Genomic DNA, 15,695 nt, shown 5'->3' with positions numbered 1-15,695 from the left:
TTGGAATTCATTCAAAAGGTTAACGAAATAATTTAACCATTGTGAATCAAGCTCTAAGCATTACTTCCGAGAGCAAAACGGAATCGAACCGCTCTAAATTTTAGGAAACTGAATGAAATCGATGCTTACGGAAGATTGGAGTTCGCCACCCTCTCTGACGGAGTCTGATACTCGTCAGAGTCATCAGACCTTAATCCTTCCTCCGAGGGAGGAGACAGATTGGAGCTTCGAACCACAATTTCTTCCTCATTCTCGTTCTCATTTTCGCTTACAAAAAGAAAGAGCCACAAAGGAATGAGAAGCAGAATGAGAATGAAGAACAAAAAGAAAGCCCAGACGATGAATGTCTGAGCTCTTTCTTTTTGTGGTCCCACTTGGGATCGAACCAAGCACCTACTGATTATGAGTCAGTTGCTCTAACCGACTGAGCTATAGGACCGGAAAAAATAAAGCTTTTGAAGACCTTGGCTCCGTCTGACAAAGACAGTTAAGCCAAAGAAAGCTAAACTTTTCTCATGTTAACAAGGGACAATGTCGATAAGCGACATACTTAATGTTAACGGGTGCAAATATAGTACTTCTGTTGAATTTCAAATCGAAAATACAATGAGCTCGCTAAAAATTATCCGCGGATACTGCTTTTTCCAAGCGGTTTGGCTAAAGGTCGCAGGCGAATGAATTGCATGAACAGGATCCCGAACAAAACAGTAGCACACAATAAATGAGACACTTGCACAAATCCTGGCATATCCGCATACGCCAGCAAGACTCCGCCCACCAATTCGATCACCAGCACCAGGAATGCCCAGTAAACAGATTTCACTTTGTCGGTTTTGTAGTTCAGAAACACCAGCAGGATCATCAATACCAGAACGGCCCAGGAGAACGAGCGGTGAATGAAGAACGCCCAGCCGAATTTGCTGGTCCAGGAATCTCTTCCCAAACCTTGTTGGGTCAATTGGTCGATGTATTCGCGCACCTGCGTTCCGAGGAACATCTGGTAAGCTGTAATTGCCAGGATAATCCCGATCAGCCATTTCATGGCCACAGGCAGGTTCAGCGTTTTTTGATGGACCGGGCTGATCCGGCGAATAAGCAGTAATTGCAAACAAACCACCAAAAGCGCCAGGAACATGTGAACGGTGATCGTCCACGGAACCAGGTTGGTGGCAACGACAATCGAACCAAACCAGCCATTTAAACCAATCGCAATGAGATTGATAAACGAAAGCCACACGAAACGGCGGTCCTTGCGGTATTTCCAGAATCCCCACAGGAAAATGATCAAAACGCCGTTTCCTGCCAGGAATCCGACCAGGCGATTTCCGTATTCGGTCCAGGTGCGTTGTGCATTGAAAGGTTCTTCTTCGTAAGTGCGGGGATCTTTTTTAATCTTTTCAGCCGTTTCCTTCATGCCAAGCATGGTGAGGAACTTCGCAAATTTCTCCACTTTTGCCACGCGCTTTTCTCCGTAAACTTCGCGGTAATTTTCAGGTAGTTGCGCTTCGGTTGTAGGCGGGACCCAGTTACCGAAACACTTGGGCCAGTCCGGGCAACCCATTCCGCTTCCGGAGGTGCGAACGACGCTTCCTGCAACTATTACCAGGAAAATGAGTACCAGCGTGATCCAGTTTAATCGTATGAAAGCTTTTGAGAACATAATCGTTATTTGATGCCCAAAATTAGGGATAAAAGAGGCTTAGAAAGATGATCCAAGTCATTTTTATACCGTTTCTCCCCTTGAGGGGAGATTAAGAGGGGTGGCCATCCCCCTTTATCCCCCTTCAAAGGGAGAATTGCAACATTCTTCTCCAAAACAGGCATTCATACTAACAATCCACTCGAAGTAAACAGAATACGACAAATGCATTATTGCGCATACCGCATTTCCACCGTTCCTTTGTCTTATCTAAATTAGTACGTCATGAAACAGATCCTTTTAATCATCAGCCTGCTTTTCACCTCAATCATTTCTTTTGCTCAACTGAACATCTCCACGAATTACCGCCAGGATGGTGTTTGGAACGAAGCAACTGCCCAGTGGGACATTCTGTCTACCGACGAAGGAGGAACACTCTTTGAATTCAACAAGGAACTGACCACTTTTCACCACACAACGGCAAGTATCTCTTCCGATTATTTCATCAGCAACTACGACTACAACGAAGAAGAAGTGAAGTACACGATGAATATCAAAAGTGACGTGGGGAACGAATACGAAATGATCATTGACGGGATCAACAACTGCGTGTGTTTCTTTTATTGGAGAGATAACAAATACTACCTGGTTCGCCACACGATCAAAAATACGTGGATCAAGGAAAATTAACCGGCCATATAGATAGGGGCGTAAAATTTTACGCCCCTATCTGTTCTATACCAACCAGACAATTTCAAAATACCTTACATTTATCCCATGAAGATCGGAATAATCGGATTGGGATGGCTCGGACTTCCACTCGCCAAATCACTATTAAATAAAGGATTCCAGGTACTTGGAACCACCCGTTCGCGTTCGGTCGGGCTTTCCCACGAACGTTTTTCGCATGTTTTGTTTGATCCGCTGGTCAAAAAACAATCAGGCACGGCCTATTTCAGCGACCTGGATGTCATTATCCTGGCTTTTACACCTTCCAGAACGGATGAGAAGGCATATGCAAAAGATTGTGTGCGTGTACTGGACCTCATCTCTCCTGCTTGCAAAGTCATTCAGATCAGTTCTACTTCCGTTTACCCGGAACGTGACGGTATTTTCCGGGAATCGGATTACCCGGCGGGTTCTGTGAAAACAAATGCTATCGGCTATGCGGAACTGGCTATCAGTTCTATCCTCAGGGACCGGCTGACGGTAATACGCATGAGCGGGCTCGTCGGCCCGAAACGCTACCCGGTAACGGCCATGGCAAAATCCGGAAAAACCTACCAGGAGTTTGACCGTGTGAACCTGATTCACCAGGAAGATGCCATCGGTTTGATCGAATACGTGATTCAAAACAGATTGTGGAATCAAACCATCAACGGTTGTGCAACTCAGCATCCGTTCAAAGGGCCACTTTACAAAGGAATGGCTTCGAAACTGGGAATTGATCCGCCCTTATTCGAGGACCGAACACGGTCGGAACGCATCATTTCCAATCAGCTTTCTTTGGAGTTGGGATATCACTACATTTACCCGGATCCGGAGGATTTTCCGGTAGCTTAGTTACTGTAACAATCCTCATTTCCTTTCCCACAAATGCGCAAATAATTGGCTCGGCTACCGCACTCGCTTTTGAACAACTACATATTAACCTCTTTCTGTTGCATAAAGAGGTTCGAAGTTTTGAGAAAAAGGTTTCAAAAGATTTCCAAACTTATCCCAATCATTTCGAAATTTGCGGTAAAAATCTACACTATAATTTCGTGATCTTGTAAGCCCCGATGTTTACACTTTTGGATTCTTTCGAAAGGGCGGTTACAATCATGTGCATTTCAGGTTTGCCCGCAGCATCATAACCAGTCATTTCCATGAGCATTCCTCCTTGTTGCAAAGCTTCATTCGGGATTTGTGACGGAGAGGTTTTATTCATGCTGGCAAAGGTATTGCTCACGTCGATTCCTGCATCTTTGGCAATCCAGACTTCTGTTTTCTTGTCGGATTCGATGAGCATTTCTTCGCATGTGTACCCGAGGATCATTTTGGTTTTACCGGTTTTCGTGATTTTAGCAGCCGGTTTTTGCCCCTGGTTCATCTGCTGCTGTTTCATGGCTGCTTCCATGGTTTTGGTCGACATCACCATGGCGGTTTTCTCTTTATTATTCAGCATGATCATCACCCCGTTCTTCGAATCTATTATAGAAGACATATCCGGGTTTGCGGCCATTTTAAGTACCTGGTCACCGAAATCGTAATGGATGGTCTGGGATTCTCCCGGTTTTTTGGTGTTTTCCACTTGGTAAGTTACACTACTCGTAAACGTGTAAGACGCCTGGTATTCTCCGCTTGGTTCTGTTGGTGCAGGTTCGGCACTTTCCGGTTGAATGGCTCCCGGTGCCGGAGCGGATGCAGGTGCAGCTTCTCTGGATTTCTTGTCATCCATCAGGTTTCCGCGTTCTTTGTTATTGCGCGTCGTATTGAAATCCTGGGCATTTGCCTTTGCTTTGGCCGTGCTTCCGACATTTTGGATCAATCCTTGCTGAGCAGAAACCACCGCCGATACAAGAGATAGCATGAACACAAGTAGAAGTGCTTTCATAAGTAGTTTTTATTAAATCAAATGTAATCAAAGACCTATAACCGGAAAACCAAAACTCGTAGATCTTCTTTTTCGATGAGTAATTTCCTGACTTAGTTGATTCCTAAAACTTCGAGAAGTTCCATTTTTTTGCTTCGGGATACGCCGATCTCTTCCTGGTTGGACAAAATCACCGAACCACCTTCCCCGCGAATGTATTTCACGACCTGGTTCAGGTTCACCAAATGGGAATTGTGCAAGCGGAAAAAGAAAGGGAAATCAACCAATTGCTTTTCGATTTCCTTCAGGGTTTTCGAAACGGTTATTTTGCGTTGCTGAAGGACAATGGTGGTGTAGTTTCCGTCTGATTCGCAGCGGATAATCTGGTCTACCTCGATCAGTTCCACCCCGTTCAGCGACGAGATCGGAATTTTCGGTTTCAGTCCCATTCCGTTGATCCCGGATGGTTTTCCTTCCGTACGCTTCTTTTTAACCCGCTGAACACTTTCCACCAGATCTTCCGCATCGATCGGTTTCACCAGGTAATGAACAGCCCCTTGTTTGAAGCCTTCCAGCGCATATTCGTCGTAAGCAGTAGTGAAAATTACATCCGCATCTTTATAGGTCAATACGTTTAATAATTCAAAGCCGTTCATCTTAGGCATTGATATATCAAGAAAGAGCAAATCCGGCTCTTCGGTATTAATGACTTCGACCGCGTCGATCGGGTTTTGCAATTCTGCAATCACCTCTACATCAGGGCAAAACTTTCGGATTAATATAGCAGTAGTTTCTAAACTGTGCCTTTCATCATCAACAATTATTGCACGTAATTTCATATCTAGTTTGGTGTTTCAAAGTACAAGGTAACTAAAGTTCCGATTGCCCGACCATTTTCATCAATTAAATCTTCAATCTCGAATTCGTTCTGCCTTTTCGTGCGCAAAGTTAATGACCGCAACCGGTCTTTGGTGATCTGGAGCCCGACACTCCCCTCTTTCAGCGAACGTTTCCGGTTATTCTCTTTGGCTTTTTCCCTTCCAATCCCGTTATCCTGCACCATCACGTACAATCCGCTTAGCTGTTTCTGGAAGGAAACCCGGATCTTCCCTCCTTCTTCGGCGCGCGGCATTAATCCGTGCCAGATGGCATTTTCAATAAAGGGCTGAATGATCATCGGCGGAATCTGGCAATCCAGTACTTCCTGCCCGTCAATCTGCAGGTCGAAATCAAAATCCTGGTCGAAACGCAAGCGCTCGAATTCCAGGTACAATTTCAAAGACTGGATCTCATCGTAAACCGTGATCATGTCCTGGCGGGAATAATTCAGGATCATCCGCAAAAGCTTGGAGAACTTCGCAATGTAATCCGCCGCATTGTCCACCTCATCTTTCAGGATAAACAAACGGATCGAGTTCAGGCTATTGAACAGGAAGTGCGGGTTCATTTGAGCTCTCAGGGCTTTGGACTCCAGTTCATTGATCTGCAAACTGAATTCTGCCTTCATCTGCTCGGTACTTTGGATACGCTTAATCCGAGAGCGCATGAAGAACCAGATGCCGAAAGCAGTGGCCAGAGAAGCCAGTGTAATGAACCACCAACGGCGCCAGAACGGCCGCGTAATTTTAAACGAATAGGAAGTAATCGTTGATTCGTCACCTTCAACAACCTGCACCTGGAAAGTATATTTTCCGCTCGGTAAATTGTGATAAAGCGCCTCGTTCTTCTGGTTCCCGTTGATCCATTTATCGTCGAGCCCCAATAACCGGTAACTCACCAGGTTGTTTTCCGAATTGGAAAAATCCCGGATCCCGAATTCGAAAACCAGGTTGTTCTGGTTGTAGGAATACTTGGGTTTATCGGTCGAAAAGCGGGTCATCCCGTTCATATCACGGATCTGGATAATGTATGGAATTGCTTTTTTGCGGATCGGTAAGGGTTTGGCTGCATCCCCCACGATGTAGGAATTCGGCTGCAGGAAATAGATGGAATCCGGCGTCATCGTGATTCCGAAAACGTCGTTTATTCCGTTGCGTTTTTCCAGGCTTTGCACCTTTCCGGAAGCAGTATTTACAATCGCCACACAGGACGGATTCAGGATCCACAATCTTCCCGAAGGATCCAGTAGCAATTGATTGACCTCATCATTCTGCAAACCATTGAAAGAAGTAAACCGGTTCTGAAGTTTTTTCGTGTTCAGGTCGTAGCTCCAAACACCACTTGCACGGGTTCCGATCCATAATTTATTTTGGGGACAAATGGACAGGCAGGTAATCTGGTCCGTATTTTCATGGTTAAACAACCGGATCTTCTCCACTTGTTTCGAGCGGATGTGATACCGGTACAATTGCTCGTTTTCAGAAAAATAAACGGCGTTGTTAAAGTAAACCATCGCAAGGGGAAAATACTCGCGGGTTTCATCCAGTTTGTTTCCTTCCGAAATGGAATAAATACGCCGGTAGGAAAAATCGGAAAGCCGGTAGCACAACAAACTCGCATCCAGCGTACCTATAAACAACAGGGAATCACCGACCAATAACGAATTCTGGAAGCGCTTATCAATCGACTGGTGATCCGGATGCAGCATTTTTTTTACAATGCGGTGATCCCGGCCAACACGGATCAGTCCATTTGCTCCCACGATGAGCATGCTTCCGTCTTGCAGGTAATAGAACGATTTTGCATCCACCAATCCGTTCAATGGAATGGTTTCCGGCCCGTTCCCCAAAATCCGCTTTAACAAGCTGGAAGAACCTCCCAACAACTGGTAAGCACTCTTTTTATCCGGGGAATAACGTACGGCACGCAATTGCAGGTCTGTTTTGACTTTTGTTCCGTAGATCAATGATTCGTCGTGCACAAAAAGGCCGGCATTGGAACTGGCAATGGCCAGCTGGGAACCGAATTTGGTAATGTGAAAAGGCATTACCGCACTACGTTCGGATTCTTCGTAACGCACATATTCTTTTTTACTGGTGTCGAATAACACGATTTCTTTGTTGAGCAGGCACAAATAAAGGTATCTCGGATCGCGCCATTCAATCGATGAAATTTCCTGGTATTTCAGGTCGTCAATGGAAATCGGGAAAGACTTGAACAAACCCTGGTACTGGTCGAAATAAAGCAAACCGCCTCTCCTCAGACCGATAAATAAGTTCCCTTTACTGTCCTGGACGGCACACCTCATCTCATTGCTGTAGCGGAAAGTCGATTCGGGGTTGATATCCGTTGATCTGTTAAATTTAAACGGCTGCCATTGCTGTTTTCTAATTCCGAACCGGTACAAACCGTCCATGGCACAGATCCACAATTTATCGGGATCCAGCTGATCCGGAAGAATGGCATTTAGCCCGGTTATTTTGGAGTCGGGCCTGTATCCTGAAAACCGGCGGGTTGATTTCTTCTCCGGATCGAATGCATAAAGCTTTCCTTCAACAGATGTGTACCAGATAATTCCGTTCAGGATCGTTAAAGCACTGATCCGGTTACTTCCGAAAGAGGAAATGTTGCGCTTGCTGTAATTGGAAATACGGAATGTTTCGGTTTCAATGGCAATTAATCCTTTGTTGTAGGTAAAACCCCAAACTGTTTTATTCCCGTCAAAAACCAATCCCTGGATATCGTTGGATGCAATGGAAAGCGAATCCACCGGATCGTGTCTGAAATGGATAAAGCGCTGTCCGTCAAAACGTTCTATTCCCTTTGGAGTAGCCAGCCAGATAAATCCTTTCTGGTCATAAGCAACATCACGGATCTCATTAGAGATCAGGCCGTTTTCTTTGGAATACTGAATCAGCCCTCTCTGGGCAAAAAGAGAGAGATTTAACAGTAAAAAAAGCAACCAAAGCCCAAATTTCATGTCACCAATTTCGAAACTATATTTTAAATAGCGTTCGTTTGGGATAAGAATTTATCAGTTCTTTCGTAATTGGCATGAACTTTGATAAAAATCGTCCCGTTAACATGAAAAATGAAACCGTTTAATCAATAGAAGGTCAAACTTTTAGTGATTTCAAAAAAAATACTGAATTTTATATTGCTTATCTCCGCTTATGTATAAAAACCTCATACTGTTATTCCTGTTAATCTGGACTCTTCCGTCCCAGGCGTCGCATATTGTGGGAGGTGAAATTTACTACGACTACCTGGGAGGCAACAATTACAAATTCTACATTGCTCTTTACCGGGATTGTGCTTCTACAGGAGCCGCATACGATTCTCCCATGCCTTTAAGTGTTTTCACCGGTACGGGAATCCGTATCTCGGATGAGAACGTAACGTTTCCGGGAAGTACCATTTTACCGATCGTTTTTAATAATCCCTGTATCACGCCTCCTTCCGGAATTTGTACGGAACGGGCCATCTACACGGTGATCTTAAACCTGCCACCGTCTGTAAGCGGCTATATTGTTGCTTACCAGCGCTGCTGCAGAGGGCCGAATATTACCAACCTGGTAAACCCGGATGATACCGGTTTAACGATCAAAGCGATTATTCCACCGGGGGGAGGAAACCAATACGTGAACAGTTCGGCACGTTTTGTGAATTACCCGCCATTGGTTATCTGTAACAACGAAAACCTGATTTTTGACCACAGTGCTATCGATCCTGACGGAGACAGTTTATCCTATGAATTGGTAACGCCGCACGCCGGAGCAAATTCCGTGAACCCTGCACCAAACCCGATTCCGAACCCGCCTTATCCCAATGTAAACTGGGCTGGAGGATTCAGTGTCACGGTACCGCTTGGGCCAGGGTCTACTACGACCATTAATCAGACAACAGGCCAGTTATTTGTAGACGCAAACAACCTGGGACTGTATGTAGTCGGAATCCGCGTAAATGAATGGAGAAACGGCGTACTGATCAGTTATGTGACCCGTGATTTCCTTTTCCGCGTGGTAAACTGCAACGTACAGCTTTCAGCGGTTGTTACCGAACAGGAAGAAACACCCGGATTTATTTCCTACTGCCAGGGATTGAGCTTCACGTTCGACAATCAAAGTTTCGGAGCAAGCAGCTATTACTGGGATTTCGGTGTAAACGGTATTACAACGGACAACAGTACGGCTTTTGAACCGACTTATGTTTTCCCGCAACCGGGAACCTATCACGTGATGCTGGTCGCCAATCCCGGCTGGCCATGTACCGATACTACGTATGTGGACCTGATTCTTCAAAACCCGTTCCAGGTGGATTTCAGTTTTGTAGATTCGACCTGTTTCATTGACAATACGCTCGATTTCCACAGCCAGATCATCAACGGACCTCCGGCCACACAGTTTAGCTGGAATTTCGGGCCGAATGCAACGCCCGGTACTTCAACGGCCGCAAATGTCAACAACGTTGCTTTCAGTTCACCCACCGGAAACGTAGTAACGCTTATCGGAACCTATGATGTATGTGCCGATACCGTTTCAAAACCGATTTTCTTTTACAGCAAACCGGATCCGCAGGTTGGTTTCCAGACAAACCACGAGTGTATCGGGTATACACAGACTTTTGCCAATAATTCGACCGGATCTACCACGTATTCCTGGGATTTCGGTGTACCGGGAATCAATACGGATGTCAGCAATGCGGTTTCCCCTACTTACACCTTTCCTGCAGAAGGAACTTATCCCATTACGCTAATTGCCAGCAGCGGGCCGAACTGTTCGGATACCATGGTTCAGAACATTACCATTTACGAACCGCTCAGCGTTTCCTTTACACACAACGATTCGCTTTGTGTTACCAATAACAGTTTCAATTTTGTGGGAACGGTTACAGGCCCTTCCATCACGCAATATTCCTGGGATTTCGGAAGCCACGCAACTCCTTCGAACGCGACCAGCCTGAATGTGAACAACGTTGTTTATGACGATTCCGGCATTTATCCCGTTACGCTGACCGCAAGCTTTTTGAATTGTTCGGAAAGTGCCCAGTCAAGCGTATTTATTTTCTCGGTACCAACCGTCGGGTTTACAATCAGCGACGAGTTGAAATGCGAACCTTATCCGGCACAATTCATCAATTTAAGCCAGTATGAAGCTCCGTTGCTCTATTCCTGGACATTCGGAGACGGGGGAACGAGTACCGAAGAAAACCCGTTATATGTTTACTATCACGCGGGAACTTATTCCGTGGAACTGACCGTGATTTCAACAATCGGATGTATCGACACCTTTGTTTTGGAACAGCCCGATCTTGTGACCATTCACCCGAAACCGGTAGCCGGATTCTCCGTGGATAAAACCGAGACAACGATCTGTGATTCCCAGGTCAAGTTTACCGATTTATCACAGGGAGCCACGCACATCAGTTACTTCTTCAATGAATTCAACTCCGGAAGTACGGACCCGAACCCGGTTCACACGTATTTTTCAGACGGAATGCACTACCCGCAACAAATTGTTTTCAATCAGTTCGGCTGCAGCGACACCACTTTCCAAACGATCGCCATCGAACCGTTTATGGTCTATGTTCCGAATACCTTCACTCCTGACGGAAACGAGTTCAACAATGATTTCTATCCGAAAATGGGCTTAACTCCCGTTGAATGGGATATGAAGATTTTCAATCGCTGGGGAGAAGAAGTTTACCGCTCCACGAACTACGAAGAGCACTGGGACGGAACATTTACAGGGCTTCCGTGCAAGGAGGATGTTTACAGCTACGTGATCCGCTATACTTCCTGCGCACCTTATGCCAATGCGGAGGTCATTACGGGGCATGTAACGCTCTTGCGTTAAAAATCAATTGAAAATGTATAATGGAGAATTGAAAAGAGGAATTTGCATTTAAAAGGATGGGAATTCTTCTTACTAATAATTATCCCAAATGCTTTTCAATTTTTACATTCTCAATTTTCACTTATTTAATGAACTTTGTTTTCATCGTCCAGGCAATCAATGTGGAGCGCTGTTTGGCCAATTCGGCTTTCTCTCCTGTAAAGAACTGATCGACTGTTTCATGGAATAATTTCAGCCAGCGGTCAAAAGATGCCGCGTCAAGATTCAAACGGGCGTGTTTCTCCATCATGTTGGCACTGTAACCTGCTTCGTCCAATAAAATAAAACTCCAGAATTGCACCACACGTGGCAAATGTTCCTTCAGATCGAGCTTCGCAAAAAAGTGGGAAACCAATTCATCCTTTACCAGTTTCTGATAGAAAACATCTACCAGTAATTCCACGTCTGCTTTCGTTTCGATCTCTTTCATAGGTCAAAGGTAGTTCTCTTTCGAAAAAAAATTTCTGATAAAAATCAGTTTCCGTGTTTACCTTTTTGAATTCCCGACATAAACAGGTATATATCCATACTTCGCAGTTTTTAGTTTAGTTCATTAACCATCCAAATCTAAAACCCAAAACAAAAGGCATCAGCAATAGCTGATGCTTTTCTATGTGACAAAAATGGTCAAAGAGTTCCAACGTTTAATATTCAATCGGATTGAACTTTCTTTTGAACTTTTGAATTTATTAAACCTACTTAAACCAACCGGAATACATCACGTAATTATTCGCGATGCGCTGCACTTCACCTTCGAATAGCTCCGGGGACAAGGTTTTCACTTTCTTTGCCGGGATTCCTGCATATACACTCCATGCTTCTACATGCGTATTTTCCAGCAAAACCGCTCCTGCTGCAATGATGCAGTTGGATTCGATGTAGCAGTTGTCCATCACAATTGAACCCATTCCGATCAATACATTGTCTTCTACCGTGCAGCCGTGAACCAGCGCATTATGCCCGATCGAAACATTGTTTCCCAAAGTCGTTTTGGTTTTCTCATACGTACAATGGATCACAGCGCCGTCCTGCACATTCACCTGGTTTCCCATACGGATGGAATTCACATCCCCGCGGATCACTGCATTGAACCAAACCGAACAGCGGTCTCCCATGACCACATCACCGACTACCGTTGCATTTTCTGCCAGGAAAACATCCTCTCCGAATTGAGGTTCTATCCCTCTGCATGATTTTATAAGCGCCATAACGTAAATTGAAAATGTAAAATTGAGAATTTTAAAGGAATTATCATCCTTGCTTCCTTGATAATTGAGTCATTGATAATTAATCATTACCTAGTATCCGCAGGTTTTACAGTAGAGCTTTTTCGTTTCCTCGTCGCGCAGCAACTGGAATTCTTCCCGAAGCCATTTACACCATCCCGCTTTATTCACTGCCGCTGCCCGCAATACTTCATTGATTGTTTTCGGATCCGATTCCGGGAAAAAAACCATCGTTTTTGCAAGCAGCATAATCCCTTCATTATTCAGTTTTTTCTCTTTGAACTTCGGCAGTAAGTGAGTGATCGTCAAATCGTATTTGCTCCACCGGTTGAAGAACAGGCACAACTGGATTTCATCCTTCAGGTTCATTGTTCGTTTGCTGTAATAATCGGCTATAAAATCAAAAGAAGTTGAGATGCGTTTCGAATCATTGATCTGTCCGTAATAATCAATAAAAGTCAAATGAACATTTGCCATTACTTCCGGGCGAAAATCCACATCCTGGATCACCCGGAGCACTTCTTTCGGTTTAATCACATTCGCCAGTTGCTGTGAAGGCAAATCCCACACTCCCAGCAGATCGTAAGACAGCTTGCAATACAGGATCGCCAGGTTTTCCTTTGCTCCTTTGGAAAGCTTTTCCCCTAATTGAAGCGCTGCAAATAAGAATTGCGTTTCTGAAACCAAATCGTAAATTCCGTTTTGAATGTAAATCGCTGCAATATTCTGCACCAATTCCGGCTGCCCTTTGATGATCTCAAAATACGGATTATCCAAAATGAATTCGGGAAATTCCTTTTTCTGGTAAAATTCCGCCAGGCATTTGTTGGCCAAATCCCATTGACCATTGATCAACGCTGTTCTTAAATTCAAGCGCGCCAAATCGATGGGAGAAGCTGTTGGAGGAAGCTGCGCATAATAATTGATCGTGGCACTTGAACGGCGCTGTTCCGTAAAGAGTTGTTTCCACGGAATTTCTTCCAGAAAGCTGTAATACTTCCGGATCGAATCGTGAGGAAGCAACAACAAATCCTCTGCAAAATGATAGCGCATCTGGAATTCCATCAATTCCCAGTTTTCCTTGTAATCCAATTGGATCTGGTCGTCTTTGGCTGCTGTATTCTTTTTGACATAATTCCTGATCCATTGCGCCCGCATGTAGTGATAATATGCATTCGAAAGGGAATCCCCGTCGATGGAGGAATAGGACTGAATGTAAACCGAGTGTATGCGTTTATGCTGAACATTCAGGGCCGGTAATTTAGCCGGAATGGAATCTTTTGGCTTGAAATCAAATTTCACTTCTTCCGATTGAATGATCCCTTCGTAATTAAAAGGCACTTTTTCCGGAACATATACGATCGGTTCCACTTCACCGAGGTTATAGCGGTCCGAAGGAACATCGCCGGAATTGATCAGGTAACACGCTTCCCCGTTCTTGATAAAGACCAAAGTCAGCTCAAGCTCTTTTCCTGCCAGGTTTTTAGGAACATCTCCCAGGGAAACCACAAACCGGTAATCGCTTTCCGCTTCGTTTCCGCCAAGAATATCCTGCTTGTACTTCGGTTTTAATAAAACCCCGTCGTAAAACGGCGACATATCGAGTATGTTCTCTCTACCGCACGGAAACTGCTTTCTTTCCAACAGGTCTACCGCCAATCCATCATTGGTTTTAGTCAGAGTTTTTGTAATCAATTCTTTGTCGGACAGGTACAGCATCACCTTACCGTTAACCACAGCAATACTGTTTCCCAGGTTGTAAATCAAATTCGAATATCCCTCAAATTCGTTCTGACAACTGGATGGAGCCATTCTGAGTCCGAATGAATTCTTAGACAATTGATTGGCAATGACTGTTCCGCGTTTCCCGAATAAATTGGTTCCATAAACGATTTTATTAACTGTATCGACCGCAAAGCCGAAATCAGCCAGCACATAATTGGCGTTGATCATATTGCCGTAATGCGGAGGGGATTTTTTCCAGGATTCGAACAATTCTTTAGCCAGCTTTGAAACCTGTTCTTTTCCCAGCGGAAAGGTTTGCGGAGCAGATTGAATGATGTTTTCACCCACCAGTTCCATATCGTTTCCTCCTGCGTTGATTACCCGGGATTTAGGAACTGCATTTTTCGGGTCTTTTTCATCGTGTCTTAAAATCCGGTTTTTCGCCATGTAATTCGAATGAAAAACAGCCGCTTTCTCCAGTACAGGATCGAATTTTAATGTTGAGAGCTTCTTTCCAGCCCTTAGCGCATTGATTTGTGCCAGTAATTCCTGACGAAGTTGCAAGGTATTTTCAGCACTCAATTGAGCTCCGGCGTTGACCGACAGAAAGAAAATGCTTAAAATCCCGAATAGGTACCTGATCATTTAGATTATAGATTGAACCGCAAAGATACGAGAGAATTATCAATTATAAATGACGCAATTATCAAGTGGATTCTCATTCTTGATAATTCCTCCATTAATCATTCATTCCTATTTCCAACTCAACAACTCCAACTCCTTCGAAACCGGCTTGCTGTATTTGTGCTGAATGGAACGGATAATCTTTTCCATCGAATCCCAGTTTGCATGCCGGAAAGCACTTACTGCGATAATAGACCTGCCCGGGAAAGAACCCTGGTTGTCACGGATCGATTTGAACTCGGTAGTTTGAGAAACGAAAGGATGGTAATATTCCGGGATCAGCGTGTAACCACCCTGCTGGTCAACCATGCGCATCAACAAATCCATGTTTCCGCCCTGGTAATTCCAGCTTGAGGGCAAATCATCATCAATCGCGCAAAATTGCATCATCTGCGTGCGCAGGCAATTTCCTTTGTTGAGCAACCACGGTTGAAGGTCTTTCAACTGATCGACCAATAAGATTTCACCGGGAACGCTCGGAGCATACGCCAGGATTTCTTCCATGAACAAAGGCGTAATGCGGTAATGATTCTGGTTCAGAGGTCCGGCCAAAATAGCCAGGTCCACTTTCCGTTGGTCCAGGGCTTCTATCAATTCTTCGGTTTTCAATTCTTCGACAAAAACCTGGGTATTCGGAAGCAAAGCCTGCCATTCCTGGAAATTATCCAATAACAAATAAGCTGCAACCGTAGGGATTACCCCGATTCGCAAACGTTCCTTATAAGTTCCGGAATAGATTTGACTGATGCGGTCTATTGCGCCGAAATCTCCCTGGATTTGCTGCAAAAGTGGAATCAGCGACTTCCCGAAATCCGTCAGTTCCATCGTATTCGTATCCCGGTGAAAAATAATATGCCCCAATAACTCCTCTGCTTTTTTCAGTTGCATGGAAAGTGTGGGTTGCGTTACGAAACATTGTTCGGCTGCCCGGCTGATGGATCCCGTTTCATAAACGGAAAGAATGTATGCTATTTGCTGTGGTGAAATCATTATAAATTAATTCTATGGATTTATAAAGTTAATCAATATCATTTATATTTGAATAATCACCACCTTTGTTTCAACAAACATCA

Annotated in this window: 11 protein-coding genes and 1 tRNA gene; 3 read left to right on the top strand and 9 right to left on the bottom strand. The window is 44.5% G+C overall.

All coding sequences use genetic code 11. From position 1 onward, the window contains the following. Window positions 1-365: 365 nt before the first annotated feature. Together ABDW02_RS03450 and ABDW02_RS03445 are read right to left on the bottom strand one after the other, a co-directional pair. Window positions 366-439, bottom strand: a tRNA-Ile gene (locus ABDW02_RS03450). A 183-nt stretch (window positions 440-622) separates the two neighbouring features. Beyond that, on the bottom strand, window positions 623-1,660 hold the full coding sequence (locus ABDW02_RS03445) for a COX15/CtaA family protein (RefSeq protein ID WP_343632106.1): 1,038 nt from the start codon (window positions 1,658-1,660) through the stop codon (window positions 623-625). A 264-nt stretch (window positions 1,661-1,924) separates the two neighbouring features. Here ABDW02_RS03445 and ABDW02_RS03440 point away from each other — a divergent pair, with 264 nt between their 5' ends. Together ABDW02_RS03440 and ABDW02_RS03435 are read left to right on the top strand one after the other, a co-directional pair. After that, a complete protein-coding gene (locus tag ABDW02_RS03440) occupies window positions 1,925-2,329 on the top strand; it encodes a hypothetical protein (RefSeq protein ID WP_343632104.1) in 405 nt (134 codons plus the stop codon). Between the two features lie 87 nt (window positions 2,330-2,416). Beyond that, on the top strand, window positions 2,417-3,202 hold the full coding sequence (locus ABDW02_RS03435) for an NAD(P)-binding domain-containing protein (protein ID WP_343632102.1): 786 nt from the start codon (window positions 2,417-2,419) through the stop codon (window positions 3,200-3,202). Between the two features lie 190 nt (window positions 3,203-3,392). Here the strand turns inward: ABDW02_RS03435 and ABDW02_RS03430 are convergent, their stop codons facing one another. The 3 genes from ABDW02_RS03430 to ABDW02_RS03420 form a co-directional block, all read right to left on the bottom strand. Then, window positions 3,393-4,235, bottom strand: coding sequence for a DUF4412 domain-containing protein (locus ABDW02_RS03430; RefSeq protein ID WP_343632100.1), 843 nt, complete (start codon window positions 4,233-4,235; stop codon window positions 3,393-3,395). 92 nt (window positions 4,236-4,327) lie between these two features. After that, window positions 4,328-5,053 (bottom strand): LytTR family DNA-binding domain-containing protein, encoded by a 726-nt coding sequence (locus ABDW02_RS03425; protein ID WP_343632098.1) that lies wholly within the window; start codon window positions 5,051-5,053, stop codon window positions 4,328-4,330. A gap of 2 nt (window positions 5,054-5,055) precedes the next feature. Next, window positions 5,056-8,073 (bottom strand): histidine kinase, encoded by a 3,018-nt coding sequence (locus tag ABDW02_RS03420; protein ID WP_343632096.1) that lies wholly within the window; start codon window positions 8,071-8,073, stop codon window positions 5,056-5,058. Window positions 8,074-8,266: 193 nt separating this feature from the next. Here ABDW02_RS03420 and ABDW02_RS03415 point away from each other — a divergent pair, with 193 nt between their 5' ends. After that, window positions 8,267-10,948 carry a PKD domain-containing protein gene (locus ABDW02_RS03415; protein ID WP_343632094.1) on the top strand — a complete coding sequence of 894 codons (2,682 nt, stop codon included), beginning with the start codon at window positions 8,267-8,269 and terminating at the stop codon, window positions 10,946-10,948. A 121-nt stretch (window positions 10,949-11,069) separates the two neighbouring features. Here ABDW02_RS03415 and ABDW02_RS03410 read toward each other — a convergent pair whose 3' ends face one another. The 4 genes from ABDW02_RS03410 to ABDW02_RS03395 form a co-directional block, all read right to left on the bottom strand. Next, the gene (locus ABDW02_RS03410) at window positions 11,070-11,417 is read right to left on the bottom strand and encodes a group III truncated hemoglobin (RefSeq protein ID WP_343632092.1); all 348 of its coding nucleotides are present in this window, start codon (window positions 11,415-11,417) and stop codon (window positions 11,070-11,072) included. Window positions 11,418-11,682: 265 nt separating this feature from the next. Next, entirely contained in the window at window positions 11,683-12,195 is a 513-nt protein-coding gene (locus ABDW02_RS03405) for a gamma carbonic anhydrase family protein (RefSeq protein ID WP_343632090.1), read from the bottom strand. 90 nt (window positions 12,196-12,285) lie between these two features. Beyond that, window positions 12,286-14,583 carry a CAP domain-containing protein gene (locus ABDW02_RS03400; RefSeq protein WP_343632088.1) on the bottom strand — a complete coding sequence of 766 codons (2,298 nt, stop codon included), beginning with the start codon at window positions 14,581-14,583 and terminating at the stop codon, window positions 12,286-12,288. A gap of 108 nt (window positions 14,584-14,691) precedes the next feature. Continuing rightward, a complete protein-coding gene (locus ABDW02_RS03395; protein WP_343632086.1) occupies window positions 14,692-15,612 on the bottom strand; it encodes a LysR family transcriptional regulator in 921 nt (306 codons plus the stop codon). Window positions 15,613-15,695: the final 83 nt, after the last annotated feature.

Origin of the sequence: Fluviicola sp. (assembly GCF_039596395.1) — a bacterium.
Lineage (GTDB): Bacteria > Bacteroidota > Bacteroidia > Flavobacteriales_D > Crocinitomicaceae > Fluviicola.
This window is presented reverse-complemented; position numbering and strand designations above follow the sequence as displayed.

Excerpts from the sequence above, each read along its gene's own strand:
- ABDW02_RS03405 (WP_343632090.1), bottom strand. The coding sequence starts at position 12,195 with ATGGCGCTTATAAAATCATGCAGAGGGATAGAACCTCAATTCGGAGAG.
- ABDW02_RS03430 (WP_343632100.1), bottom strand. The coding sequence starts at position 4,235 with ATGAAAGCACTTCTACTTGTGTTCATGCTATCTCTTGTATCGGCGGTG.
- ABDW02_RS03415 (WP_343632094.1), top strand. The coding sequence starts at position 8,267 with ATGTATAAAAACCTCATACTGTTATTCCTGTTAATCTGGACTCTTCCG.
- ABDW02_RS03400 (WP_343632088.1), bottom strand. The coding sequence starts at position 14,583 with ATGATCAGGTACCTATTCGGGATTTTAAGCATTTTCTTTCTGTCGGTC.
- ABDW02_RS03440 (WP_343632104.1), top strand. The coding sequence starts at position 1,925 with ATGAAACAGATCCTTTTAATCATCAGCCTGCTTTTCACCTCAATCATT.
- ABDW02_RS03410 (WP_343632092.1), bottom strand. The coding sequence starts at position 11,417 with ATGAAAGAGATCGAAACGAAAGCAGACGTGGAATTACTGGTAGATGTT.
- ABDW02_RS03420 (WP_343632096.1), bottom strand. The coding sequence starts at position 8,073 with ATGAAATTTGGGCTTTGGTTGCTTTTTTTACTGTTAAATCTCTCTCTT.
- ABDW02_RS03445 (WP_343632106.1), bottom strand. The coding sequence starts at position 1,660 with ATGTTCTCAAAAGCTTTCATACGATTAAACTGGATCACGCTGGTACTC.
- ABDW02_RS03435 (WP_343632102.1), top strand. The coding sequence starts at position 2,417 with ATGAAGATCGGAATAATCGGATTGGGATGGCTCGGACTTCCACTCGCC.
- ABDW02_RS03395 (WP_343632086.1), bottom strand. The coding sequence starts at position 15,612 with ATGATTTCACCACAGCAAATAGCATACATTCTTTCCGTTTATGAAACG.
- ABDW02_RS03425 (WP_343632098.1), bottom strand. The coding sequence starts at position 5,053 with ATGAAATTACGTGCAATAATTGTTGATGATGAAAGGCACAGTTTAGAA.